The sequence below is a fragment of the Streptomyces sp. 142MFCol3.1 genome (assembly GCF_000424945.1).
In the GTDB taxonomy this organism is placed as follows: Bacteria; Actinomycetota; Actinomycetes; order Streptomycetales; family Streptomycetaceae; genus Streptomyces; species Streptomyces siamensis.
In genome coordinates, this window is the sequence record NZ_AUKV01000004.1 from 179470 (window position 1) to 203392 (window position 23923).

Genomic DNA, 23923 nt, shown 5'->3' on the forward strand with positions numbered 1-23923 from the left:
GCCGGGCCGATCAAGGAGGACAGCCCCATGACGGTCAGCCTGACATTCGTGTGTGCGACTGACGGGGACGCGACCCGGGCCCTGAGCGGCCAATCCCCCTGCCTGACCGCCCTGCGCGGGGCAGGCAGCGCCACGCCGGCGTCTCCCGCGTACTCGCTGGCTGTCCGGGGACCCTCGGCCCGCTGCGCGCACACCGCCGACGCACTGGGCCTGGACGCGACCCCGGAGGCCGCGCTGCGCGACTTCGACCACGGCGCCTGGGACGGCTACTCCATGGCCGACGTGCCGGCCAAGGACCCCTACCGGTACTCCGTGTGGTTCACGGACCCGGATGCCGCCCCGCACGGCGGCGAGTCCATACGGCAGATCTGCCGCCGGACCGGGAACTGGCTGAGCGGCCTGCCACCCCACGCGGGACGAGCGGTGGCCGTCACCGAGTCGTCCGTCGTGCGGGCCGCCCTCGTCCACGCTCTGTCGGTTCCGGCGCGAGCCTTCTGGCACTTCGACCTGCCGCCGCTGTCCGCGGTCACGCTGACGAGACGTGACGGTCACTGGCGCGTGCACCCCGGCTGCGTCGTCCTCGGACGCTCCGGTCGCTGGCTCGTTCCGCCCGAGGCACCCCCCGGCCCGCGCGTCCCCGAACTCGTCAGGGCCGCACACGGCGGCATGTGACGGGCCTCCGCACGAACCCGGTCGGAGAGTGGCCGACCGGGTTCCGCACGTCGGCACCCGACGGTTGCCGCGGACGGCGCCTTTGCGCCCAGGGGGCGACTGCGGATGACGCCTCCGCGCCTCGGTGGCGCGACTGCGGATGACGCCTCGGCGTCAGCGGCTGCGGATGGCGCTGGTGGTGAAGAATCCGGTGGCTGCGGCGGCGATGAGAGCGCAGACGGCGAACAGCGTGGTGCGGCGCATGGGATGTCCTCTCGGAAGGTGCATGGCTGAGCACGGTGCACAACGCCGTTCGTGCCCGCCGGGGTTCACCGTGGCCGCGTACTCCACCTGCTTGGACGCGGCCGCTCGTGGTCCTCGGCCCACGTTCTCGTACCGGGGGCCGAGACGGCGGAAGCGGACGCCTCCGTCGCGGCGGGTTCGGACTCCGTCGCCCGCGGCCCGGCGCGGTCAGCCGTCCGGCAGGACGCCCCGGAGCGCCTTGTCCAGTTCCGCGGCCAGGTCGCCGTCGCTCGGCGGGTCGTCGCTGAGGAGCTTGCCGAGCTCGGTCGTGAAGGTCTGGGTGAAGGCGCCGTAGAGCGGGGTGCGCGGGCGCGACACGGCCCGCGTGATGCCCGGGAGGAGGATGGTGCGGGCGTACGCGGGCCGACCGGCGGCGTCGCGCGGCATCCGGTCGGTGCTCTCGGCCGACGACGAGGGCGAGGGGCCGGTGGTCGTGGCTCCCGAGGGCCGCGCGGACCGGCACGTCACGTCGCTGTCCTGGTACGCGGACTTCCGCGTGGCGGCGAACCCCGCGTCGAGCAGACAGCGTTCGCTCTCCGGGCCCGTCAGGAACCCGATCAGATCGCGAGCCGCGCCCACCTGCCCGGACGAGTGCGTCACCGCGAGGTTCTGTCCGCCGAGCACCGCCGTGCCGGGCAGCGGGGCCACACCGAGCTGCTTCGCGCTCAGCGACTGGTGGAGCGTGCGGTACGCGTAAGGCCAGTGGCGCAGGAACGCGGTCCGCCCGTCGGCGAAGTCGGTGAGCGACTCGGCCTCGTCGGAGTGGAGGGCGTCCTTGAGGAGGTACGGACCCTGGGTGCGGGTGCGCAGTTCCGCCAGACCCTTCTCCAGGTCCTCCACGGAGGCGGTGTACCGGCCGTCCTCGTCGGTGAGGGTGACGCCGTCCGGGGCGGACGCGAACGCCTCGACACCGTTGACCGTGCGGCCCTCGTAGGCGCCGAACTGCGAGGTCCAGCCCTTCTCGTAGGCACTCGGCCGGTCCTTGCCACGCTTCTCGTCGACCGCACCGATCAGCGCCTTCAACTGCGTCCAGTCGAGCCCCTCGCTCAGATCGGTGTTCTGGACGCCGGCCTTCTCCAGATAGTCGCGGCGGTAGTAGAGCAGCCCGACGTCGCTGTTGAACGGCATCGCGTAGACCTTGCCGTCCCAGCGTGCCGTACGGGCCACGGACTTGATGACGTCCGCGTCGACCATGGTCTCGGGCAGCGTGCGGATCAGTCCCGCGTCGGCGAACTCCGGCACCCATGTGACGTCGAGGTTGATCACGTCGTACTGAGCGCTGTCGGACTGGAGCGCGCCCAGGAGCTGGCTGCGCTGCTGGTCCGCGGAGCCCGGGAGTTCCACCAGACGGGCGTGGCGGCCCGTGTGCAGCCGGTCCTGTCGTGCGTTCCACGCGTCGACGAGCTGCTGGCGGATGCCGCCCTTGCCGGTCACGTCCCGGCCGCTGGCGACGACTATGTCGCCGGAGCCGCCGGGAGCGGCCGTGGTGCCGGACGGCGTGGCCGTGCCGCCGCCGGTGCAGGCGGCGCAGGCCATGAGCAGAGCGGCGAGCACCCACCTCGCCGCGGGTGTCCGTGATGGCCTCACTCGTCCCCCGTCCCGGTGCGCGCCACTTCGTCGCGCAGACCCGCCACGAGGTCGGTCTTGGTGTCCAGACAGCGGCCGCCGCTCGCGTCCGAGACGCGTGCGTCCGGCTTGCCCCGGTCGCAGCCGCCGCTGTCGAGGGCCGCTATGACCACCGGAACCCCCTTGTCCCCGGCCGACTCGACGAGCCCGTCCAGCTTTGCGCGGGTGAGGTGGTTGTTGTCCTCGTCGTCGGTGACGTACACGATCAGCTGGGGCCGGTCATCGTCCTTGCCCCGCCCGGCCATGTAGTCCAAGGCGGCCGTGAGCGCCGCGTACGGGTCGGTCTCGGTGTCCTGGACGGCCGCCGTGCGGTCGATGGTCCTCTCGGCGTCCGACCGCCGGTGGCGGTCGAAGGGCAACAGCACGCGGGAGGGGCCGTCGCCGTGCGAGGCCACCGCCCATACGCCGTACTCGTCCCGGTCGCCGAGGCCGCCGAGCGACTGCTTCAGGATGCCGGGGGCGCCGCCCGGTCCCTCCCACAGGCCTCCCATGGAACCCGAGCTGTCCAGGAGGAAGAGGACCCGGCCGGGTCCGTTGGCGTTCCGGTAGCGCCGAAGGGCCGTCGTCATCGCGTCCGCGGCGGCGGGGGCCGGCAGCGCACCGGGGTGCGCGAGCGTGCCCGCCTCCGTGTCGGGCGTGGCGAGGAAGTCGTGGGCGCCGGCGACCGCGCGGAATCCGTCCTGACCGAAGACGTCCAGACCGCCGCCGGGCTTCCCGCCGTGAGAGTCGCCCCGCGTGAGCCAGCTGCGGAAGCGGTCGACGGCCTCGTCACGGGCCGCCCTGTCACGGTCGGCGTCCTCCCAGCGGACTCGGACGAACGTGGGGTCCAGGGCCGGGACGTCCGTGGGGTATTCGGCCATCCGCCGGCTGCGCGTCGGCCGGTCGCAGCCGACCCCGCTGACCATGAGGAACTCGGGCACGAGCGCGGCCGTGCGGTCGTCGACGGCACGGTCGTCGGGCAGCGTGCACAGCAGGTCGGAGCCTGTGTGCGAGGGCGGGCCCGGCTGCGCCACGCTTCCCTCCGCCCGGCTCACACCGTCCGCTTCCGGGCCGTACAGGCCGACGGTCGCCAGCAGCGCCGAGTCCGTGAACTCCGGGTCCGTGCGCCGTACGTCGGCGTCCTCCTGCCGCTGGACGAGCTTCTTCCTGAGTACGGCGAGCGAACCCCCGGTCCGGTCGTCCACCGAGTCCTCGGCGATGTTCTGCGGCACGGCCAGCACCATCGGGGAGTACGCGAAGGGGCCGTGCGACTCCAGCGTCAGGTAGGTGCGCGGTGGCTCGACCGGCTGCGCCCGGGCCACGCTCGCCGACGACGCGGGGATCCAGATGTCGGGCTGCGGCCCGATGTCGCGCTGCGGGTCGAGGTCGTCGCTGACGGGGCGCTGCCACGGGTCGGACCGGTCGCGGAAACCCGTCACGGCGTCCGTGGCGCCCGCGCTGTACACCGTGATGCCGCTGCGGCGGCAACCGTCCGTCGTGGTGTTCGCCGGGGACGTCAGATAGACGTCCGCGGCCGTGCGGACGGTGGACTCGATGTCCGGGTCGGTGAGCAGGCGCAGTTCGAGGGGCGGCCCGCAGGACGACTGGCCGGGGCCGGAACCGGCGGAGGCCAGATAGCCGCCGAGGCCCGCGCCGACGAGGACGGTCGTGACCAGCGCCGTGCGGCGGGGCCTGCTCCGCAGCAGGCGCAGCGTGAGGCCGGCGGCGGACAGCGCGGCCGGGCCCCAGGACCGCAGACCGGGCAACAGACGCCGCCACCACGGCGGTTCGGCGGCCCTCGCCGGTTCACCCGGGCGCGGCCGCGAGGGCGACGAAGGCCGCCCCGGCGTGTGCGAGCCGGACGGCTGCTCCCGCTCACCTCGGGACTCTGCGGTCCCCTTCGCGGTCTCGTCCGGTGGCTCTGCGGACGGCAGCGGGTGCACGGGTTGCGGCGGATCGCCCGGGAACGTCGCCGGGAACCCGGACGGTGCCCGGGCGGACGGGCGCGACAGCAGGACGTCCGTGTCGCCCCACCGCTGCGGCTCCCACGGTTCGTTGCGAAGAGTCTTGTGGTGGGCGGACATCTGAGCGGTGAGTGCCTCCGACAGGTCCCGGAACCCCACGTCGGTGCCCTGCCCGTCGACGCCGTCGTGCAGAAGGCGCACCAGCCGCGCCGTGAACGGCGTGGGCGTGGCGTCGTCCCCCGCGTCGATCCGGTTGTTGGCCTGCACGCTCATCAGCACCGAGAAGCGGCGCCGGTCGGCGAGCGCCTCGCACACCTGGGCGGCATTGCCCGCGTTGCAGCAGTCGAGGACGACGACCACATGCCGGGCCCGGCTCGTGGCGAGCACGGTCAGCACGCTGGAGAAGGGGTCGGCCCCCGGGAACACGGCCCGGCTGCCCGGCACGACGCGCGCGTTGCGCATCTGCAGCCACAGCTCGTCGCCTGCGCTGGGCACGGCCCCGTGACCGGCGAAATAGAAGAGGAGCAGCCCTTCGGCCTCGTCGGCGGCGATGCGCAGCGACTCGCTGAAGGCGTCCAGATACGGCGACCGGGAGACGACCACCTCTTCCTTCCGGAAGACACCGCCGTGCGACAACGTCTCCTCCAGCAGGGAGACGTTGTGCGCCACGGCGGCGAGGTCGCCCGGCACTCCGTGCGGGTCGTTCGGCCGAGTGGAGTCGTACGCGGACACGCCTACCAGCAGCGCCCGGTTCACCTCGCCACGCGGCTCGAAGCGGGGCACCGGCCTACCTCTCGTCGAGATGCACCGGATCGACGTCGTAGTCGGGCGGATCGCCGCTCTCCACGGAACGGCGGTTCTCGTACCAGGCCTTGACGCCCCTGCCCACCTGTTTGAACACGGTGTCGAACATGGACTGGGCGGCCGCCCCGGACAGCAGCATGAGGATCTCGATGGCGGCGCCCATCGGGGTGCCCTGTTCGTCCGTCCCCTGCTCGTCGCTCCCGGCGCTCTCCTGGATCCGGAGTTCCCCGCTTCTGACCAGTTCCTCCAGGGGTTTCTCCCGTTCCAGCCACTTCTTCAGAGCGCCGATGTCGCTCTGGCTCGCGGTCCCGTCCAGCCGGACGCGGATCGCACGGGTCACCACTCCATCCCCCTCAGTCATAACTCATCATCATGGCACGCCCATTGACGTCGGGGGAGGGCAACGGAGCCGCCACGGCCGGCTGCCCGGCGTGTCGGGGCGACGCGCCGCCGTGCGTCGCGGGTGACGCCCTTGGACAATCGTCGGGCACTTCTTGGACTTTCGTGCCGCGCGCGGTCCGGACCTATGAACAGAGGCACTGGTCATCCGACCTCTCGGGTAAATCGGCAGGGAATGGGCCCCGTTGACAGCCCCCAGGGGCGACTCGAAGATCAGACCTCCGATGAATGGGAGCTGTCCATGCGTACGTTTCCAAGACGTTGGTCTCGACTGCTCGGCACCGCCGCCGCGGCCCTGTTGCTGCTCACGGCGACCCAACCGGCCGCCCAGGCGAAGGAGTCGGCCCAGTCGCCCCCGCCGACCGTGCCCGCCCTCGCCGACTGGACACCCGCGCACGGCAGTTACGCCTTCGGCCGCGCCACCCGCGTCGTCGCCCGGGACCGGGCCGCGCTGGAAGCCGCCCGCACGCTTGCCGGCGATCTGCGGGCCGCCGGCCACGGCACGGTCCCCGTGGTGCGCACGGGCGCGCGCACCGGCGACATCGAGGTCGGTGTCGACCCGGCGGCCGCGGCGACGCTCGGCGCCGAAGGCTACGAACTGCGGGCCGGGCAGCGTCTGTCGGTGACCGGAGCCACCGGTACGGGAGCCTTCTACGGCACCCGTACCGTCCTCCAGTTCCTGGCCCAGGGCGACCGCGTGCCCGCCGGCCACACGGTCGACGTCCCCCGCTACCGGGAGCGCGGCGTCGGCGTCTGCGCCTGCTACGTGCACATCTCGACGCGGTGGCTGGAGAATCTCGTACGCGACATGGCGTACCACAAGCTCAATCAGCTCCTGCTCGAACTCAAGGTCAAGAGCGACGTCCACCCCGAGGCCAACACCTGGGGCTACTACAGCAAGGACGAGATCCGGAACCTCGTCACCCTCGGTGAGAAGTACCACGTCGACATCGTCCCCGAGATCAACTCGCCCGGTCACATGGACCCGTGGATCGCTGACCGGCCCGATCTCCAGCTGACCGACTCCGACGGCAACCGGCAGCCGGCCCGCCTCGACATCACGAAGCCGGAGGCCTTCGCGTACTACCGCAGCCTCGTCGACGAGTACGCGCAGGTCTTCACGTCCGACTCCTGGCACATGGGCGCCGACGAGTACATGCTCGGCTCCGACTTCGCCAAGTACCCCCAGGTCCTGGCCTACGCGCGGGCGCGGTACGGCGCTGACGCCACACCCCAGGACGCCTTCATCGACTTCGTCAACCGCGTCCATGCCTACGCGGCGGCCAAGGGCAAGAAGCTGCGCATCTGGAACGACGGACTCACCGGCGCCAACACCGTACCGGTCGCGGCGGGCACCACGGTGGAGCACTGGCTCGACGTGGCCACCAAGCCGAGCCGGCTCATCGCCGAGGGCCACCCGCTGATGAACGCCGCCTACTCCCTCTACCTCGTGCGCGGCGGCTTCCACACGAACACGAAGGCGCTGTACGACCAGAGTTGGGACCCCCGCAGCTTCGAGGGAGAAAAGCTCACGTCCGCCGTGGGCGTCACCGGCGCGAAGATCAGCCTCTGGCCCGACAACGGCCGCGGGGAGACCGAGAACGAGGTCGCCGGCGCCATGGTCCCGGCGCTGCGGCACATCGCCCAGGCCACCTGGGGCGTGGCGCACCCCGACCCCACGTACGCCGAATTCACCGCACGTGGCGCGGTCGTGGGGCACGCACCGGGATGGCGTGACCTGACCCGGGTGCCGGTCGCCGACGGGACCTACACCTTCCGCGGCGGGGCCGCCACCGCCGACTTCGAGGTCGGGCGGACCGCCGACGGCTACGTGACCCTGAAGTCCGCGTCCGACGGCACCTGCCTGGAGGTGACGGGCGGAAAGCTCACGCTGAACGTGCCGCTGGAGCCCGGCACGCCCGTGACCGGATCGGCCTGCGACACCAGGAGCACGCTCCAGCGCTGGGAGCTGGAACCCGTCCCCGGCGGCTACCGGCTGCTGAACGCGATCACCCGCATGACGGTGCACGTCACCGGTGAGGGCCGGCTCCGCCAGTACCCGCCCGACCAACAGCAGCCCACCACCTGGACATTGACCGCATCCTGACGTGAGGAGCCCCACCCGCATGGCCGTCTCCCGACGCCTCTTCGTCACCGCAGCCGCCGCGGTCGCCGCGTCCGGCGGCGCCGCGCCCGCCCTGGCCGCCCCCGGCGGCACGGACCTCACCCCGGACACGTCCGGCGGAGCGGACCCCGCCGCGGCCGGCACCTCGGAATCCCCCGGGTACCGCATCCCCGTCGGCCCCGACGACACCGAGGCCGACCTGGTCCGCAAGGCCTCCCGGATCCGCCCCACCGCCCGCCAGATCGCCTGGCAGAACCTGGAACGCACCGCCTTTCTGCACTTCGGCGTGAACACCTTCACCGGCCTCGAATGGGGCACGGGCGACGAGGACCCCGACGTCTTCCAGCCCGTCGGCCTCGACACCGACCAGTGGGCCCGCGCCCTGCGCGACGGCGGCTTCCGGCTGGCCGTCCTCACCGTCAAGCACCACGACGGTTTCGTCCTCTATCCCTCCCGCTACTCCCGCCACACCGTGGCGTCCAGCAGCTGGCTCGACGGACAGGGCGACGTGCTGCGCGAGTTCGCCGACTCCATGCGGCGGCACGGCATCAAGGTCGGCGTGTACATCTCGCCCGCGGACGAGAACCAGTACCTGCACGGCGTGTACGCCAACGGCAGCGCACGCTCCGAGCGCACCGTCCCGGAACTCGTCGACGGCGACGACCGCACGCCGACGACGACCTGCACCCTGGACGCCACCGACTACGGCGCCCATATGCTCAACCAGCTCTACGAGGTGCTCACCGAGTACGGACCCGTCGACGAGGTGTGGTTCGACGGCGCCCAGGGACGCATTCCGCCGGACAAGGTGGAGAAGTACGACTGGGACAGCTGGTACGCGCTGGTGCGGGCGCTCGCCCCCGACGCCTCGATCGCCGTGTCGGGACCGGACGTCCGCTGGGTGGGCAACGAAGGCGGTCTCGCCCGCGAGGACGAGTGGAGTGTGGTGCCCGTCGCGGAGAAGGACTACGGACGCACGGACTACGCCCTGCCCTACGACGCCGTGGACATGGGTGGCCGGGCCGCACTCGTCGCCGCCCGACCGGTCGCCGACCACCTCCAGTGGTGGCCGGCCGAGTGCGATGTGTCCATTCGCGACGGCTGGTTCTACCACGCGGACCAACAGCCCAAGAATGTGGATCAGTTGACGGACATCTACTTCCGGTCGGTGGGCCGCAACTCGGTGCTCCTGCTCAACATCCCGCCGGACACCCAGGGACTGCTGCCGGCCGCCGACGTCACGCGGCTGAAGCAGTTCCGTGAGCGGATCGACCGGGAGCTGCCCGAGGACCTGGCCCGCGGCGCCCGGACCACCACCGGGCGAGGGGCCGTCACCGTCGACCTCGGCAAGGAGCGGGAGGTCGACCGCATCAGGCTTGCGGAGGACGTCCGGCACGGCCAGCAGATCGAGCGCTTCGTGATCGAGGCCCACGGCGGCGACGGCTGGAGGCAGGTGGCCGAGGCGGGTGCGGTCGGCGCGAGCCGGATCCTGCTCCTGCCGGCCGCCGTGCGCGCGCGCCGCTGGCGCGTGCGCGTGACGGCGTCCCGCGCGACCGCGCACATCGCCGCGTTCGCCCTCTACCGGTCCGACGGCTGACCGCCACGCGAGGACGGCGGCCCTCCAACCGGCAACGCCGGCCCGGGCGCTGAGCCGGGCGGTGTCGGTTGCAGGGCCCTGTGAACGGACTCACGCTCAGAAGAGGGGTTCGTGGCAGGGGCGGTCGTCGTGAGCGGAGCCGCAGGCCGCACACCGGGACTGTTCTCGGACCGGGACCGTGCGGTCATCGCCGCCGCCTCGCGAGCGACGGCGGCGCCGGGCGGGTTCGGTGTCCTGCGCCGGTCCCAAATCCTTTTGATGCGTGGTTCACGGGCAGCGATGATGCACGGGTCGTCGACTGACTGGGGGAACGATGGGTCTGGGAACGGTAGCGGTGACCGGCGCGGCGGGGAACATCGGCTCCGCGGTCCGGGAAGCACTGCGGCACGACGCGTCGCGGCTGATCCTGCTCGACCGCGTGCCGCTGCGGCCGCAGACCGCGAACGAGGACGTGCACACGGCGGACCTGCGGGACGCGCCGGCCGTGGAGGCGGCGCTCGCCGGGGCGGACAGCGTGCTCCACCTGGGAGGTGTTCCGGACGAGGCACCCCTCGCGGACCTGCTCGAAGCGAACGTGCTCGGCACCCACCACGTGCTGGAGGCGGCGCGACGGCGCGGCATCGAGCGGGTCGTACTGGCCGGCAGCAACCGTGTGACCGGCTTCTACCCGGCCGGACACCTCACAGGCCCGCAGGAACCGATCCGCGCGGACGGTCTTTACGGGGTCAGCAAGGCCGCGGTCGAGGCTCTGGGGCGGCTGTACTCCGACAAGTTCGGACTGTCCGTGATCTGTCTGCGCATCGGCAGCTTCGAGCCGGTGCCCGTCGAACCCCGGCACCTGGCGACCTGGCTGAGCCCGCGCGACGCCGTCGGCTTCGTCCGGGCCGCGCTGACCGCGCCACGGTCCACGCGCTTCGCCACGGTGTACGCCGTCTCCGCCAACACCCGCCGTTTCTGGGAGCTCCCGGAACCGTCCGTCCTCGACTACACCCCCGTCGACGACGCCGAGCTCCACGCCGGGGACATCCCCGGAGCCGAGCTCCCGGCCGACCCCGCCGCACCCCAGGCCGGCCCTTACGCCTCGCCCGAGTTCACCCTCGAACACATCCGTCCCTGACGCCGAACCGCCCGCCGGGGCACCGGTTCCGACCCGTCCGGGAGGCGCAGGCGTGCGCTCGGTCGGCGGGGCCGAGGGCCCGCCGGGCACGTCCGTACGCCGCACACGGTGAGTACCTCAACGAGCGCCGGAAGCCAGGGGCCTTCCGGGAATGCGGGCGCTCCGGGACTGTTCTAGCGTCGTAGGAGCGAGGGTGGCCGGAACCGAGCCGATCGGTCGCGGAGGAAACGTACACCACCCGCTCGCCGGGCACGGCACAACACCCCCGGCCGACCAGCGCGGTGCTCGCAGCGCGGTACGCAACCCGGCGCGGTGCTCAGACCCCAGGGAAGCGCGTCTTCCGGGGTGTTGCCCGCCGCCGCCCCTCACACGATCCCACGTGCACCCGGGATCGTACGACCCGACACCGGAGAGCAGGTGCATCCTCATGCGTCGCTCGGCAACCATTCCCAGCGCCCTCGCCGGCCTGGCCCTCGCCCTGGGTGGCGTCGTCATGACCGCTCCGGCCGCCCACGCGGACATCGCGGCCTGCCAGGACCACGTCCAGAACCAGGGGACCGAGGTCACGGACGACGTCCGGATGGCCTGTTACGTGGGCCTGGTGGGCGACCAGGCCCGCTGCGTCAGCGACCTTGCGCAGGCGGGCGTGTCGAACGCCGTCGCGACCGAGGCCTGCCGCCAGGCTCCGGGGTGACCGAGGTCTCGGGCGGAGCCGCGCAGTGACCGGGGCCTAGTGCCGGGCCGGGAGGCGCTGCGACTCCCGACCCCGTGTCAGCCGGGTCTCGGTGGGCGGCAGCACCGAGGTGCCAGGAGTGCCGTAACAGCACCAGGGCGCCGTGGAGTTCGGTGGTCAACGACGAGGCGACGTGACGTCACTCGCGTACCTCACTCGCGCGTTCGCGTCGCGCGGCGCTCTCCACGGGGTCTTCGGCCCTGAGCGGGTCGGTGCCCGGACGGGTGTGATGCTGCGTGGTGTAGAAGCGGATCTCGTGCCCGTCGGGGTCGTGCAGCTGCGGCAGGATCCAACCGATGGTGGCGAAGTGCACGCCGGCGTGGGTGTCGCCGAGCGCGTCCAGGTGCTCTGCCAGCGCTTCGATGGCGGCCTTGTCCGGGACGCCGATGGAGAAGTAGTCGAAGCCCGCCGCGGCCTTGGCCCGCGACGGGTCAAGGCGCAGTGCGAGTCGGGGACCGCCGGCCGGATGCCGCAGGGCGTAGCCCATCAACCTGCCTTGTTCGGCGAACTCGATCTCCACCTCGTAGCCCAGTCGGGTCCGGTACCAGTCCAGGGACCGCTGCAGGTCGCTGACGGGCAGTTTGAGGTGGTGCACCCCGTCGAGCCGGGGTGGGGGAGCGGATGCGGCGGCGTCGGCCATGGCGTCTCCTTGCAGTCATACTGCATTGATGCAGTTATAGTGCAACGTATGGCGTCCGACAAGACCGATCTGCGTGCCGCCCGCGTGGCCGAGACCGAGGAGAAGATTCTCCGGGCCGCCACCGATCTGTTCGTGCGGCAGGGCTACACGGCGACCACGCTGGCCCAGGTCGCCGAGCACGCCCATGTCGCGGCCCGGACCGTCTACGTCCGCTTCGGCACCAAGGCCGCGCTGCTCAAACGCGCCGTTGACGTGGCGTTCGCCGGTGACACCGCCCCCGTCGACGTCGGTGGACGGCCCTGGTCCGTCCTCTCCCGTACCGCTCCCACGGCCACGGAGCGCATCGCGGCTCTCGTGGCGGGCACCCGGCAGATGATGGAGCGGGCGGGCGACATCCTCGCCGTCGCCCTGCAGGCGGCAGCCGTGGAACCCGAACTCGCCGCGGCCGCCCATGCCGGGCGCCTCGCCACCCGCGAGAACCTCCGCCTCTTCTGGACGCGGATGGCGTCCGACGGGCTGCTCGAACCCGGCCGCGACCTGGACTGGCTGACCGACACCAGCACGGTGCTGATCCATGCCGAAACGTACCTGCTCGCCCGGGACATGATCGGCTGGGACTCCGCCGGCCATGCCGAGTGGCTGAGCACCACCCTCAGCCGCTTGGCAGGACTTCCTCGGTAGGCGCGGGGCCGGGCGACCGGGCCGGGCGGGCCGCGGCGCCCCTGGCAGCCTCGGACGACCGGGCGCAGGCTGGAAGGAAAGCGGACCAGGGAGGCGAGCAGCCCATGGGTGCCCTCGAAGTCGCCGTCGTCGTGGCCTCGGCCGTGCTGATCGGCGCCCTGGCCCGGTACTTCTTCGGACCGCGCCGCGCCGGCACCGCCCGGCTGGAGGACGGGGTGCAGCGGGTGGAGGTGACGGTGCGGGGCGGCTACAGCCCCGACTTGATCAAAGTCCGCCAGGGCACACCGGTCGAGATGGTCTTCGACCGGCAGGAGGCAGGTGAGTGCACCGCCCGTGTCCTCTTCCCGGATCTGAGGGTCGGCGCGGGGCTGCCCGCCCATATGCGGACCACCGTGCGGCTGAACCCCGACCGGCCCGGCGCCTTCGGGTTCACCTGCGGCATGAACATGATCCAAGGCACGCTGCTGGTCGAGCCCGCAGAAGGCCCGGTGCCGTCGGCTCCCGACGGCGACGGCACCACCACAGTGGCGCCGGCCGCTCGCGCGACCGGAGGACCGTCGCAGGGCGACCAACGGACGGCGGCCCAGACGGAGGCCGCCGACGCCGCCGAGCGACAGGCCGAGATCAAGGACCTCACGCACCGGGTGGCGGTCGGCGCGGTGCTCACCGCCCCGGTGCTGTTCGCGGTGATGGCGCATGAACTGTTCGGTGCGGACTGGGTGCCCGGCTGGTTGCTGAACCACTGGCTGCAGCTGGCGCTGATCGCGCCGGTGATGTTCTACACCGGGTGGCCGGTCCATGTGACCGGCTGGCTGACCCTGCGCCACCGGGCAGCCGACATGAACTCGCTCATCACCCTCGGCACGTCTGCCGCCTTCGGCTACAGCCTGATCGTCACCCTCGTCCCGGGCCTGCTGCCCGAAGAGGTGCGGGAGGTCTACTACGAGGCCGTCGGCGTCATCCTGACCCTGATCCTGCTGGGACGGCTCCTTGAGGCGCGGGCGAAGGCGGGCACCGGAGAGGCCATCCGTGCACTGCTGGGCCTGCAGGCCCGTACCGCCCGCGTCGTGCGGGACGGAACCGAGAGCGAGATCCCCGTCGAGGACGTCGTGGTCGGTGACCAACTCGCCATCAGGCCCGGGGAGAAGATCCCCGTCGACGCCGAGGTCCTCTCCGGCTCCTCCGGGGTCGACGAGTCCATGGTCACCGGTGAGCCGATGCCCGCGACCAAACGCGCCGGGGACATGGTCATCGGCGCGACCGTCAACGGCACCGGGTCCCTGCGCGTACGGGCCGCCAAGGTCGGGGCCGACACGATGCTCGCCCAGATCATCCGCCTCGTGCAGCAGGCCCAGGCGTCCAAGGCGCCCATCCAGCGGCTGGCCGACGCCGTCTCGGCGTACTTCGTGCCCGCGGTCATCGCCGTCGCGATCGCCACCTTCGCCGTGTGGTTCACCCTGGGCCCGTCTCCCGCACTGACCCTGGCGCTGGTCTCCGCGGTCGCCGTGCTGATCATCGCCTGCCCGTGCGCGCTGGGTCTGGCCACCCCGCTGTCGGTGATGGTCGGCACCGGCAAGGGAGCCCGGGCGGGCATTCTGATCCGCTCCGCCGAAGCTCTGGAGACCGCGCACAAGCTGGACACCGTCGTGCTCGACAAGACCGGCACCGTCACCGCGGGCAAACCCGTCCTGACCGACGTCCACCCCCTCGGTGGTGTCGACGAGACGCGGCTGCTCCGGCTGGTGGCCGGGGCCGAGACCGACAGCGAACACCCGCTGGCGCAGGCGATCGTCGCGGGCGTCCGTGACCGTGGCCTGCGCCCGCCCGTGGCGACGGGCTTCGACTCGGTCACCGGCAAGGGCGTGCAGGCCACCGTCGACGGACATCCGGTCCTGGTGGGGACCGCCCGGCTGCTGGGTGACGTCGGCATCGACACCACCACGCTGAGCCCCGTGGCGGCCACCCTGTCCGGCGAGGGCAAGACCCCCGTCCTCGTCGCGGTCGACGGACGGCCCGCCGGCGTGCTCGCCGTCGCCGACACCGTCAAGGAGGACTCCGCCGCGGCCATCGCCGCCCTGCGGGATCTCGGCATCGACGTCGTGATGCTCACCGGGGACAACGCCCGTACCGCCGCCGCCATCGCCGCGCAGGTCGGCGTCGCCCGGGTGCTGGCCGAGGTGCTGCCCGAGCACAAGGCCGACGAGATCCGCCGCCTCCAGGCGGAGGGCCGCACCGTGGGCATGGTCGGCGACGGCATCAACGACGCCCCCGCCCTGGCCGCCGCCGACGTCGGCCTGGCCATCGGCACCGGAACCGACGTGGCCATCGAGGCCGCCGACATCACCCTGATCTCCGGTTCGCTCGGCGGGGTCGTCACGGCGATCCGGCTGTCGCGGGCGACGATGCGCAACATCCGGCAGAACCTGTTCTTCGCCCTGCTCTACAACGCCGTCGGCATCCCGCTCGCCGCGGGCGTCCTGTATCCGTCGTGGGGCATCCGCCTCAGCCCGATCATCGCCGCCGCGGCCATGGCACTCAGCTCACTGTCGGTCGTCACCAACGCCTCCAGGCTGCGCCGCTGGCACCCACCTTCCATGCCCACGGCCCGGCCCGCCCGCGCACAGCCCCACGTCGAGTCCGCGGCCGACCGGGCCCCGGCGGACGGCGGTGCACACCACCACCCCGAACCCCAGGGCGACGACGACGGCGACGGCACGGTCGCGGACCCGGTGTGCGGCATGCGCACGGTCCGGGCGCCCGCCACCGCACACCGGCAGACCGAGCAGGGCACCTACTACTTCTGCTCAGCCCACTGCGCCGCCGCCTTCGACGCCGACCCCGGCCGGTACACCGCGCCGACCGCCGGCCACGCGCGCAAGGAGAGCGGCCCCCGCTGACCACCGCTCGGCCGGGCGGACCGGCGCCCTGCGGCAGCCGGCAGCCGACCGACGAGCGGACCGGCGGCAGTCGGCTACCGGCGACGGAACGCGGCGTCCAGGGTGCGTGTGCTGGTGTTCCACATGTTGTCGGCGATGTTGACCGTGTGGCCCGGGGGCACGATCTCGTCGATGCGGTCGAGCACGTCACCGGACAGGTCGACGCCGTCGGCCGTCAGGTAGGAGTCGAGGTGGTCCATGGTGCGCGGGCCCACGATCGCGGAGGTGACCGCCGGGTGGCGGGTGACGAACGCGATCGCCATCTGCACGAGTGTCATCCCGGCCTCGTCGGCGAGCGCCCCGAGCGCGTCGGCGGCGTCGAGCTTGGCCGCGTTCGCCGGGGACGTGGCGTCGTAGGCGCCGGGGAACCGCTGCTGCCGGGCGACCGAGCCCGGACCCGCGACGTCCCGGCCCTTGCGGTAACGGCCCGTCAGCCAGCCGCCGGCCAGCGGGCTGTAGGTCAGCACGCCCATCCCGTACCGCCGGCAGGTCGGCAGCACGTCGTACTCGACGGCGCGGGTCAGGAGCGAGTACGGCGGCTGCTCGGTACGGAGCCGTTCGCGGCCGCGCCGCTCGGCGGTCCAGTGCGCCTCGACGATCTCGGAGGCGGCGGCCGTCGACGCGCCGAACATCCGGATCTTCCCGGCGTGCACCAGATCGGACAGGACGCCCAGGGTCTCGTCGATGTCGACGGCCGCGTCGAGGCGGTGGACCTGGTAGAGGTCGATCCAGTCGGTCCCGAGGCGGCGCAGTGAGTCGTCCACCGCCTTGGTGATCCATCGCCGTGACGTCCCGCGTCGGTTGGGGTCGTCACCGAACGGCAGACCCGCCTTGGTGGCGAGCACGACGTCGTCGCGGAGCGAGCCGGTGAGCGCCTTGCCCACGATCTGCTCCGACTCGCCGCCCGAGTAGACATCGGCGGTGTCGATGAAGTTGATCCCCGCGTCCAGGGCGCGGTGGATGATCTTGATGGAGTCGTCGTGATCAGAGTTGCCGAATGCGCCGAACATCATCGCGCCGAGGCACAGCCGGCTGACGGAGACGCCGGTGCGTCCGAGGGGTCGGTAGTCCATGGAGGGCTCCTCCGGTCGCCGCGAACCGGTCGCGGCAGGTAGGTAGAATCAGGCCCCACGCAGAAGTGGACAGCCTGTCCGTTCAGCGTACCGGATAGCCTATCCATTTAGGGAAACGATGACCCCGGACCAGCCGACCGCACCGCCCAGGCGTGCCGACGCCGAGCGCAACCGCGACAAGATCCTCGCCGCCGCCCGCGCCGCGTTCGCCGAACCCGGCGCCCAGGTGTCGATGGCCGAGGTCTCGCGGCGCGCCGGGGTCGGCATGGCGACCCTCTACCGCAATTTCCCCGGCCGCCGCGAGCTCCTGGAAGCCCTCTACGTCGACGAGGTCGACGCCGTCTGTGAGGCCGCGAAGACCGCCTGCGGCGAGACGCCGGGCGTGGCGTTCGCGGCCTGGCTGCAGCGGTTCTTCGCCTTCTTCGTCAGCAAGCACGACATCGCCTCCGAACTGCTGACGCAGACGGACGGCGACGACCCGGTCTTCAGTGAGAACCGTGCCCGGGTACTGGCCGCCGGCCGGCCGCTCCTGACTGCCGCGCAGGAGGCGCGCGAGGTCCGAGAGGACCTCACCCTTGAGCAGATGTGCGACATGGTCATCGCCATCGCCGCGATTCACGGCGATCCCGGCTACGTCGAGCCGATCCTGCGGGCCGCGCTCGACGGCCTGCGCCCGGCGGCCGGCGGGGCGCCTGCCTGAAGGGCTGTCCCGTAACCCCCGGCGGGCGGGCGACGACAGTTGCGGCACCTCGCCGCGTTGTCGGATCGCCCGCACACATCCAGTATGGGGACGCCCCTCCGCCTTGCGATGCACCGCATCTGACGCCGCCCGCTGATCCACCGGGGATTGCGGGACAGCCCTTGGGGGAGCGATTGCGGCGCCTGCGCAGGAAGCGGCTGCGGTGCCTCCCCGCCCGGCGGGCGGGGAGGCACCGACGGTTCGGCCGCGCCGGTGCGCGGCGGCGCCGACGCTCAGGGCAGCTTGACCGCGAGCAGGTCGACGGGCCGGATGTCGGGAGCCGAGGCGAGCATGGTCTCCGCGGCTCCCATGAGCGCGGCGGCGATCCGCCCGCGCAGATGCTCCGTACGGTCCTCGTCGTTGTCGAAGGTGTCGAAGACGCCGAACGTGGTGGCGTCCTCCCTGAACGCGAACCAGGTGACCGTCCGCTTCTCCTCCTCGGCGAGCTGCACGGCGTCGGTCAGCATCCGGGCGACCTCGTCGGCGTGGTCGGGCTTGGCCTCGATGCGGGCCAGCAGGCCGATGTTGTTCATGACGGTGGGCTCCCTCTGCTCGGTTCGGTGCCCCCTTCGGGCACCCGTGGCGCGATCGCCCGGCACTCCGCTGCGGGGAGGCGGTCGGCGCGGTCGCATGCCCCGGTGATCGGGGACGTCGTTCACGCTAGGCCGGTGATCCGACCGGCCCCAGTGTCGGAAACGACACGTCTGATAGCGTTCCCGACATGGATGTCGCGGTACTGGTGTACGACGGTGTGTTCGACTCGGGACTCAGCGCGGCGCTGGACGTCCTCGACGCGGCCAACGCGATGCGCGGCGAACTGCCCCAGCCCCCGCCGGCCTGGAAGGTCACGACGGTCGGCTTCAGCGCACAGGTACGGACCGGCGCCGGACACCTCGTCACCCCCGAGCCCCCGTCCGCCGCGGCGACCACGGATCTGCTCGTCGTGCCCGCACTCGCGGAGCGCCGGCCCGACGCCCTCCTCGACCGGGTCGCCGGCCCCGACCTCGCTGGGGTGCGGGAACTGGTCGCCGAGTGCCGGGACCGGGGAACACCCGTCGCCTCGGCCTGCACCGGCACCTTCCTGCTCGCCGAGTCCGGCGTCCTCGACGGCCGCCGGGCGACGACCACTTGGTGGCTGGCGCCCGTCTTCCGGGGCCGCTACCCGGCGGTCGATCTCGACGAGACCAGCATGGTGACCACGTCACAGGGGGTGACCACGGCGGGCGCCGCCTTCGGGCACGTCGACCTCGCCCTCGCCCTCGTACGGATCGCCAGCCCGGCCCTCGCCGACCTCGTCGCCCGCTACCTCGTCGTCGACGAACGGCCCTCGCAGTCCGCGTACACCATCCCGAGCGCGCTGGCCCAGAGCGACCCCCTCATCGCGGGGTTCGAGCGCTGGGCGCGCCTGCACCTCGACGCGCCCGACAGCCTCTCGGAGGCGGCCCACGCCCTCGGTGTCAGCGAGCGCACGCTCCAACGCACAGTCCGACGCGTCCTCAACACCACGCCGGTACGGTTCGTCCAGGACCTGCGCGTCGAACAGGCCACGCATCTGCTGCGGACCACGGACCTGTCCCTGGAGACCATCGCCCGCAAGGTCGGCTACGAGCACGCGACCACCTTGCGCTCGCTGCTGCGCGACCGCACGGGCGCCACCACCGCGGGCCTGCGCACACGCTGAATGCCGTGTGCGCACGGCACCACTCGGGGGCGGCCGAACTCATCCCGTACAAAGGGGTCATGCACCCTGGACGGGCTGGTCGGTGAATCTGTCGGCCCCGGGCAGGAGCCCCTGCCCGATCCCCGACGGGGCGCGCCGCGTGTTCCTGTTCAGCATCGTCGCTCCCAGCAGCGTCAGCGTGTGGATGACGCTGTTGCCGTGACGGTGGCTGGTGATCAGGCCGGCATCGCGCAGCGCCGTGGTGTGGTGCGTCGCGGTGGCGGGGGTGACTCCGGCCAGTCGGGCGGCTTCCGTGGTGGTCGCCCCGGCTGCGGTGGCCCGCAGGACGGCGGCCCGCGCCCGGCCCAACAGGAGCTCCAGGGACGGCGAACCGGCCGCGTCCGCGGCCGTGCGGGCCGACCCGGTGGGCACCTCGTGGTGCAGCGAGTAGACGAGAACGGGGGGTAATCGGGGATCGGCGAGCGAGACCGGGCCCTTCCAGCAGAAGTAGGAGGGTATGAGCAGCAGCCCGCGGCCCTCCAGTCGGATGTCGTGTTCCGTCGGGTACGTGCCGATCTCCAGGCGCGGGTGCCGCCAGCGGACCGCCGGCCCGAGCCCTTCGAGCAGGCCCTCGGTGCCCCCGTCGAGCAGATGCCGGGCCAGCCGTATCCGTTCGGTGTGCACGCTCTCGTGCACCCACTCCTCGTGGGGTTCGATGACGGTCCGGTGGTAGGCGCGGAGGATGCCCACGAGCTCGCCCCGGGCCTCCTTCTCCGTCAGCCGGCCGAGCGGGGCCGGCACCCTCCCGATCCGGGCGAGGGTGGCGAGTTCCGCCGCCACCCGGTCCGCGGGCGTGGCCAGGATCGCCTCCAGTCCGGCCTCCAGCCCGGCCACGCCCTCCAGCGGTGTGAGGAAGTCGGGCCAGTACGACGTGCGCGGGAAGAGGGGCAGGAGGACCTGCCGCACCACGCCCTCGAGCCCTGCCTCGCGGAGCCGCTCACGCGCCGTGCGGTACCAGTGCGCGTACGCCCAGCGTCCCGCCGGGGTCTGGAAGCGGTGAAGACTCGAGGCGATCTCCCACAGCGGGTGCGGAGCGGCGGCGACCCGTGTCCTGGCCAGATCCTCGGCCGAAAAGTGGAAGCGCAGCACGGTCAACACCCTTTCCACCTGCGACATTTCACCCTGTTCGAATGAGCATGACAGAAGGCGGCGTACGCCGGAGCATGAAGTCGCTCCGCCGCACCGATCCCCGCGGCCGCCCGGCTCCCAGGCACCACGTGAGGCACCGCGCGGCGACCTTCCCCGCGAACCCCCACACCTTCCGCAAACCCCCGAACGCAGAAGGAATCCGATGGCGAAGACCTTCACCCACCCTGCCGCGGCGGCCCTGCTCGCCGCCCTCGCCGTCACGGTACCCACCACCGCGTCCGCGGCTGCCGCCCCGGCCACCAGCTGCTACGGCGGCGCAGTCACCGTGTACACCGGCGACTCCCTCGAATTCGGGCCCTACACCTCGTCGTCCCGCTGCAACGACATCAATGTCCGGATCGTCAGCGGCGACGCCGGCTCGGTGAACGCGTGCGTGAAGTTCGTCCGCTACGGCCGGTGCAACTACTGGACCGCCGTCGGCCGGAGCTGGAAGACCATCGCCACCGACGTCAAGGACGGCAGCACCTTCACCGTTCCCCTCGGCGTGGACCTGGAGGGCGCCACCGCGCACGTCCAGATCGCCTACTGAGACCCACCGGGCCCCGCCGGACCAGCGCCCGGGCTCCCGCTCTTCCCGCTTCAGTGATCGGAGGGTTCAGATGACCCGCACCCGGCGAACGACGGCTGTCCTCGCAGCCGTGACGGCGCTCCTCACCGGCGCCTCCACCGCGCCCGCCCTCGCACAGTCCGAAACGGCCGCCACCTCCTGCTACGGCGGCGCAAAATCGCTCACGTACCACTACTCGGCCGACGCGGTGGAGTTCGGCACCTACACGACCAGTTCGCGGTGCGCCGACATCAACATCAAGCTCAGCAGCTCGGCCACCGGCTTCCTGGACGCCTGCATCGTCTTCGTGGACCACACCTCGCTGTGCAACCACGACGACACGTACTCGACGTTCGGCCCCCAGTGGGCGACCGTCGCCACCGACGTCAAGGACGGCACGCACTTCAGACTGCGCGTGCACGCCTACGACACCGACGCCCAGGTCGTGCCGTTCCAGCTCGCCTACTGACGACCGACCAGCCTGAGCGCCCCACCCGCCCACGCCCCACAGGGAGTCACCATGACCTTCACCCCGAACCGCCGCGCGATCCTGCGCGGAACCCTCGCAGCGACGGTCGGCGCGTTCGCCGGCCCCGTGCTCCTGTCGGGCACCGCCCGCGCCTACAACTGGACGCGCACCATGAACCAGGGTGCCACGGGCGCCGATGTGACGGAGCTTCAGATACGGGTCGCCGGCTGGGCCGCGGACTCGGCCTCGCAGTCGCGGGTGAGCATCGACGGCGACTTCGGCCCGGGTACGGCCGCCGCGGTCCGCAGATTCCAGGCGGCCTACGGCCTGTCGGTCGACGGCAGCGCCGGACCCGCGACCCAGGCACAGCTCAACGCCCTTGAGCAGTCGGACGGTTCGACGGCGCACTTCAACTGGAGCGAGTTCACCGACCGTTCGAGCGGCAACTTCGACGGCGGCAAGGTGAGCGCGGCAGCCGTCAAGGAGAACGCCCGCCGGGCCATGTACAAGCTGGAAGCCCTGCGCAAGAAGCTCGGCAACACCGCCATCACCGTCAACTCGGGCTTCCGCAGCATCGCGCACAACGCCGAGATCGGCGGGGCCAGCGACAGCATGCACCTCTACGGCACCGCGGCCGACCTCACCGTCCCCGGCGTCAGCAACCGCACGGTGTACCAGAAGGCGGAGACCTGCGGGTTCTCCGGTCTGGAGCGGTACACCGTCGACCACCAGCACGTCGACAGCCGCGCGGACCTCGGCCGCGCCTGGTGGTGGGAGAGCGGCACCATCTGACAGTCCGTCGACACGAAGGCCCGACTGTCGGCGGGCGGCTCGCCGGGCGGACACCCGGACCGGACAGCCCGGCGGGCGCCGAACGCGACCCGGGCTCGGGTCGACCCGAGCCGGTCGGGGCCGCGCACCCCAGGTGAGGTGCCGGCCCCGGCCGCCGGCGCCCGTCATCAGGCCGCTCTGGTTCAACCCGGTTGTCCGGCGCCCGTCATCAGGCCGCTCCGCGTCACCCCACCCACCCGGGCAGGCCACGTCGTCCCGAGGTCCGAAGCCACAGCCCAGCCCCCGGAGGCCCCACCGATGTTCCGCAGATCCCCCCGCATGCCCCTGGGCCGCGCAGCCCTGCCCGGTCTGGGCGTCCTTGCCGTGCTGGTCACCGTCGTGCAGCCCGCCGGTGCCGCGCCCCGCTCCGCCGGCTCACCGGCCCCCGGCGCCGTCGGCCACGCCTTCAGCCGCGCGGCGGCCGAGTACGGGGTGCCGCGCGACCTCCTGATCGCCACCGGATACGGCGAGACCCACCTCGACGACCACGCCGGCCGGCCGAGTCAGGCAGGCGGCTACGGGGTGATGCACCTGGTGAGCAACCCCGACCGGCACACCCTTGAGCTGGCGTCCCGGCTGACCGGTGTCGCGCCCCGCACGCTGCGCACGGACACCACGGCCAACATCCGCGGCGCCGCGGCCGTCCTGCGCGCCTACGCCGACGACGCCGGGCTCAGCCGGGCCGAACGGCGCGACACCGACGTCTGGTACCCCCTGGTGGCCCGGTACGGTGGTGCTGCCGACGCCTTTGGCGCGCGGCTCTACGCCGACACCGTCTACACCTACCTGGCCGAGGGTCTGACCGCCCGCACCCAGGACGGCGACACCCTGACCGTCCCCGCCCGCCCCGTCGCCCCCGAGCGCGGCCGCTACGAGAGCGCCGCGCCACCGGCGGTCCAGAGCCCCGACTACCCGTCGGCCCTCTGGGTCCCGGCCGACTCCGCCAACTACGCCGTCGGCCGCTCGGCATCGATCAGCAAAGTCGTCATACACGTCACCCAGGGCTCGTACGCGGGAACGATCAGCTGGTTCCAGAACCCGGCGTCCCAGGTCAGCGCCCACTACGTGGTGCGCTCCTCCGACGGCCGGATCACCCAGACGGTGCGCGACAAGGACACCGCCTGGCACGCCCGTTCGGGCAACGCGTCCGGTATCGGCATCGAGCACGAGGGGTACATCGACGATCCGAGCTGGTTCACGGACACGATGTACCGCTCCTCCGCGACGCTGACGGCGTTCCTCTGTGATCGCTACGGGATCCCCAAGGACCGCGCCCACATCGTCGGACACTCCGAGGTGCCCGGCAACGACCACACGGACCCGGGACCGAACTGGAACTGGACCTACTACATGCAGCTGGTGGGCGGCAGCAACGGAGACGGCGGCGTCCAGCTGACCTTCCCGGCCTACGACACCCTGCGCTCCGGTTCCTCCGGTCCCCAGGTGTCGGCGGCGCAGTGGCTCCTCGATCAGCAGGGATTCGACGCGGGCACCGTGGACGGCAGCTTCGGATCGAAAACGGCCGCCGCTGTGACCGCCTTCCAGCGGGACCGCGGCCTCGGTGCCGACGGAGTCGTGGGCGCCCGCACCTGGACCGCGCTGCACGCGGCCGGCAGCACCCCGGCGCTCCGCCAGGGCAGTACGGGCTCCGCCGTCCAGCGTCTGCAGAGGGCACTCACCGCCGCCCTGGGACGCACCGTCTCCGCGGACGGCGAGTTCGGACCGGCAACCGACCAGGCCGTCCGTGACTACCAGAGCAGTCGAGCCCTGGACGTGGACGGTCAGGTCGGGCCCGCGACCTGGAGCGCCCTGCAAGCCGGACGCTGATCGACGGGCGGGC

Annotated in this window: 20 protein-coding genes; 13 read left to right on the forward strand and 7 right to left on the reverse strand. The window is 72.2% G+C overall.

Annotated elements, in window-relative coordinates:
* The first annotated feature begins 27 nt into the window (after positions 1-27).
* Entirely contained in the window at positions 28-672 is a 645-nt protein-coding gene (locus tag H305_RS44805) for a histidine phosphatase family protein (protein ID WP_063611275.1), read from the forward strand.
* A gap of 450 nt (positions 673-1122) precedes the next feature.
* Here the strand turns inward: H305_RS44805 and H305_RS0107255 are convergent, their stop codons facing one another.
* From H305_RS0107255 to H305_RS0107265, 3 genes are read right to left on the reverse strand one after another with little or no spacing between them, the layout of a single operon-like run.
* Complete coding sequence (locus H305_RS0107255; RefSeq protein ID WP_078628928.1) at positions 1123-2490, reverse strand: extracellular solute-binding protein; 1368 nt, start codon at positions 2488-2490, stop codon at positions 1123-1125.
* A gap of 47 nt (positions 2491-2537) precedes the next feature.
* Entirely contained in the window at positions 2538-5306 is a 2769-nt protein-coding gene (locus H305_RS0107260; RefSeq protein WP_028799820.1) for a VWA domain-containing protein, read from the reverse strand.
* 4 nt (positions 5307-5310) lie between these two features.
* Positions 5311-5688 carry a hypothetical protein gene (locus tag H305_RS0107265; protein WP_028799821.1) on the reverse strand — a complete coding sequence of 126 codons (378 nt, stop codon included), beginning with the start codon at positions 5686-5688 and terminating at the stop codon, positions 5311-5313.
* Between the two features lie 279 nt (positions 5689-5967).
* On the opposite strand from H305_RS0107265, the gene H305_RS0107270 reads away from it, so the two are divergent.
* The 4 genes from H305_RS0107270 (at position 5968) to H305_RS0107285 (ending at position 11259) form a co-directional block, all read left to right on the forward strand.
* Positions 5968-7833 carry a family 20 glycosylhydrolase gene (locus H305_RS0107270; protein ID WP_028799822.1) on the forward strand — a complete coding sequence of 622 codons (1866 nt, stop codon included), beginning with the start codon at positions 5968-5970 and terminating at the stop codon, positions 7831-7833.
* Positions 7834-7852: 19 nt separating this feature from the next.
* The gene (locus tag H305_RS0107275) at positions 7853-9448 is read left to right on the forward strand and encodes an alpha-L-fucosidase (protein WP_028799823.1); all 1596 of its coding nucleotides are present in this window, start codon (positions 7853-7855) and stop codon (positions 9446-9448) included.
* Between the two features lie 313 nt (positions 9449-9761).
* Positions 9762-10565, forward strand: a complete 804-nt coding sequence (locus H305_RS0107280; RefSeq protein WP_028799824.1) for an NAD-dependent epimerase/dehydratase family protein — start codon at positions 9762-9764, stop codon at positions 10563-10565.
* Positions 10566-10992: 427 nt separating this feature from the next.
* Complete coding sequence (locus H305_RS0107285) at positions 10993-11259, forward strand: hypothetical protein (protein ID WP_028799825.1); 267 nt, start codon at positions 10993-10995, stop codon at positions 11257-11259.
* 178 nt (positions 11260-11437) lie between these two features.
* Here the strand turns inward: H305_RS0107285 and H305_RS0107290 are convergent, their stop codons facing one another.
* Complete coding sequence (locus tag H305_RS0107290) at positions 11438-11938, reverse strand: VOC family protein (RefSeq protein WP_028799826.1); 501 nt, start codon at positions 11936-11938, stop codon at positions 11438-11440.
* 48 nt (positions 11939-11986) lie between these two features.
* Between H305_RS0107290 and H305_RS44810 the strand changes: the two genes are divergently transcribed.
* Both H305_RS44810 and H305_RS0107300 read left to right on the forward strand, forming a co-directional pair.
* A complete protein-coding gene (locus H305_RS44810; RefSeq protein WP_037762736.1) occupies positions 11987-12619 on the forward strand; it encodes a TetR/AcrR family transcriptional regulator in 633 nt (210 codons plus the stop codon).
* A 104-nt stretch (positions 12620-12723) separates the two neighbouring features.
* Positions 12724-15516 (forward strand): heavy metal translocating P-type ATPase, encoded by a 2793-nt coding sequence (locus tag H305_RS0107300; RefSeq protein ID WP_028799827.1) that lies wholly within the window; start codon positions 12724-12726, stop codon positions 15514-15516.
* Between the two features lie 74 nt (positions 15517-15590).
* Here the strand turns inward: H305_RS0107300 and H305_RS0107305 are convergent, their stop codons facing one another.
* A complete protein-coding gene (locus tag H305_RS0107305) occupies positions 15591-16628 on the reverse strand; it encodes an aldo/keto reductase (RefSeq protein WP_028799828.1) in 1038 nt (345 codons plus the stop codon).
* Positions 16629-16746: 118 nt separating this feature from the next.
* Here H305_RS0107305 and H305_RS0107310 point away from each other — a divergent pair, with 118 nt between their 5' ends.
* Positions 16747-17328 carry a TetR/AcrR family transcriptional regulator gene (locus H305_RS0107310; RefSeq protein WP_028799829.1) on the forward strand — a complete coding sequence of 194 codons (582 nt, stop codon included), beginning with the start codon at positions 16747-16749 and terminating at the stop codon, positions 17326-17328.
* A 272-nt stretch (positions 17329-17600) separates the two neighbouring features.
* Here the strand turns inward: H305_RS0107310 and H305_RS0107315 are convergent, their stop codons facing one another.
* Positions 17601-17900, reverse strand: a complete 300-nt coding sequence (locus H305_RS0107315; RefSeq protein ID WP_028799830.1) for a putative quinol monooxygenase — start codon at positions 17898-17900, stop codon at positions 17601-17603.
* 188 nt (positions 17901-18088) lie between these two features.
* On the opposite strand from H305_RS0107315, the gene H305_RS0107320 reads away from it, so the two are divergent.
* Positions 18089-19048: a GlxA family transcriptional regulator gene (locus H305_RS0107320; protein WP_028799831.1), complete on the forward strand. Its 960-nt coding sequence runs from the start codon at positions 18089-18091 to the stop codon at positions 19046-19048.
* Positions 19049-19105: 57 nt separating this feature from the next.
* On the opposite strand, the gene H305_RS44815 is transcribed toward H305_RS0107320, so the two are convergent.
* Complete coding sequence (locus H305_RS44815; protein WP_051370440.1) at positions 19106-20176, reverse strand: helix-turn-helix domain-containing protein; 1071 nt, start codon at positions 20174-20176, stop codon at positions 19106-19108.
* A gap of 202 nt (positions 20177-20378) precedes the next feature.
* Between H305_RS44815 and H305_RS0107330 the strand changes: the two genes are divergently transcribed.
* The 4 genes from H305_RS0107330 (at position 20379) to H305_RS0107345 (ending at position 23910) form a co-directional block, all read left to right on the forward strand.
* Positions 20379-20765: a hypothetical protein gene (locus H305_RS0107330; protein WP_028799832.1), complete on the forward strand. Its 387-nt coding sequence runs from the start codon at positions 20379-20381 to the stop codon at positions 20763-20765.
* Positions 20766-20835: 70 nt separating this feature from the next.
* Positions 20836-21252, forward strand: coding sequence for a hypothetical protein (locus tag H305_RS0107335; protein WP_028799833.1), 417 nt, complete (start codon positions 20836-20838; stop codon positions 21250-21252).
* Positions 21253-21303: 51 nt separating this feature from the next.
* Positions 21304-22044, forward strand: coding sequence for a D-Ala-D-Ala carboxypeptidase family metallohydrolase (locus H305_RS0107340; RefSeq protein ID WP_028799834.1), 741 nt, complete (start codon positions 21304-21306; stop codon positions 22042-22044).
* A gap of 297 nt (positions 22045-22341) precedes the next feature.
* Positions 22342-23910, forward strand: a complete 1569-nt coding sequence (locus tag H305_RS0107345; protein WP_037762741.1) for an N-acetylmuramoyl-L-alanine amidase — start codon at positions 22342-22344, stop codon at positions 23908-23910.
* The last annotated feature ends 13 nt before the right edge of the window (positions 23911-23923 follow it).

Bases quoted from the DNA above. Each gene is read 5' to 3' on its own strand.
- H305_RS44805 (WP_063611275.1), top strand. From the start codon at position 28: ATGACGGTCAGCCTGACATTCGTGTGTGCGACTGACGGGGACGCGACC.
- H305_RS0107255 (WP_078628928.1), bottom strand. From the start codon at position 2,490: ATGGCCTGCGCCGCCTGCACCGGCGGCGGCACGGCCACGCCGTCCGGC.
- H305_RS0107265 (WP_028799821.1), bottom strand. From the start codon at position 5,688: ATGACTGAGGGGGATGGAGTGGTGACCCGTGCGATCCGCGTCCGGCTG.
- H305_RS0107270 (WP_028799822.1), top strand. From the start codon at position 5,968: ATGCGTACGTTTCCAAGACGTTGGTCTCGACTGCTCGGCACCGCCGCC.
- H305_RS0107275 (WP_028799823.1), top strand. From the start codon at position 7,853: ATGGCCGTCTCCCGACGCCTCTTCGTCACCGCAGCCGCCGCGGTCGCC.
- H305_RS0107280 (WP_028799824.1), top strand. From the start codon at position 9,762: ATGGGTCTGGGAACGGTAGCGGTGACCGGCGCGGCGGGGAACATCGGC.
- H305_RS0107285 (WP_028799825.1), top strand. From the start codon at position 10,993: ATGCGTCGCTCGGCAACCATTCCCAGCGCCCTCGCCGGCCTGGCCCTC.
- H305_RS0107290 (WP_028799826.1), bottom strand. From the start codon at position 11,938: ATGGCCGACGCCGCCGCATCCGCTCCCCCACCCCGGCTCGACGGGGTG.
- H305_RS44810 (WP_037762736.1), top strand. From the start codon at position 11,987: ATGGCGTCCGACAAGACCGATCTGCGTGCCGCCCGCGTGGCCGAGACC.
- H305_RS0107300 (WP_028799827.1), top strand. From the start codon at position 12,724: ATGGGTGCCCTCGAAGTCGCCGTCGTCGTGGCCTCGGCCGTGCTGATC.
- H305_RS0107305 (WP_028799828.1), bottom strand. From the start codon at position 16,628: ATGGACTACCGACCCCTCGGACGCACCGGCGTCTCCGTCAGCCGGCTG.
- H305_RS0107310 (WP_028799829.1), top strand. From the start codon at position 16,747: ATGACCCCGGACCAGCCGACCGCACCGCCCAGGCGTGCCGACGCCGAG.
- H305_RS0107315 (WP_028799830.1), bottom strand. From the start codon at position 17,900: ATGAACAACATCGGCCTGCTGGCCCGCATCGAGGCCAAGCCCGACCAC.
- H305_RS0107320 (WP_028799831.1), top strand. From the start codon at position 18,089: ATGGATGTCGCGGTACTGGTGTACGACGGTGTGTTCGACTCGGGACTC.
- H305_RS0107330 (WP_028799832.1), top strand. From the start codon at position 20,379: ATGGCGAAGACCTTCACCCACCCTGCCGCGGCGGCCCTGCTCGCCGCC.
- H305_RS0107335 (WP_028799833.1), top strand. From the start codon at position 20,836: ATGACCCGCACCCGGCGAACGACGGCTGTCCTCGCAGCCGTGACGGCG.
- H305_RS0107340 (WP_028799834.1), top strand. From the start codon at position 21,304: ATGACCTTCACCCCGAACCGCCGCGCGATCCTGCGCGGAACCCTCGCA.
- H305_RS0107345 (WP_037762741.1), top strand. From the start codon at position 22,342: ATGTTCCGCAGATCCCCCCGCATGCCCCTGGGCCGCGCAGCCCTGCCC.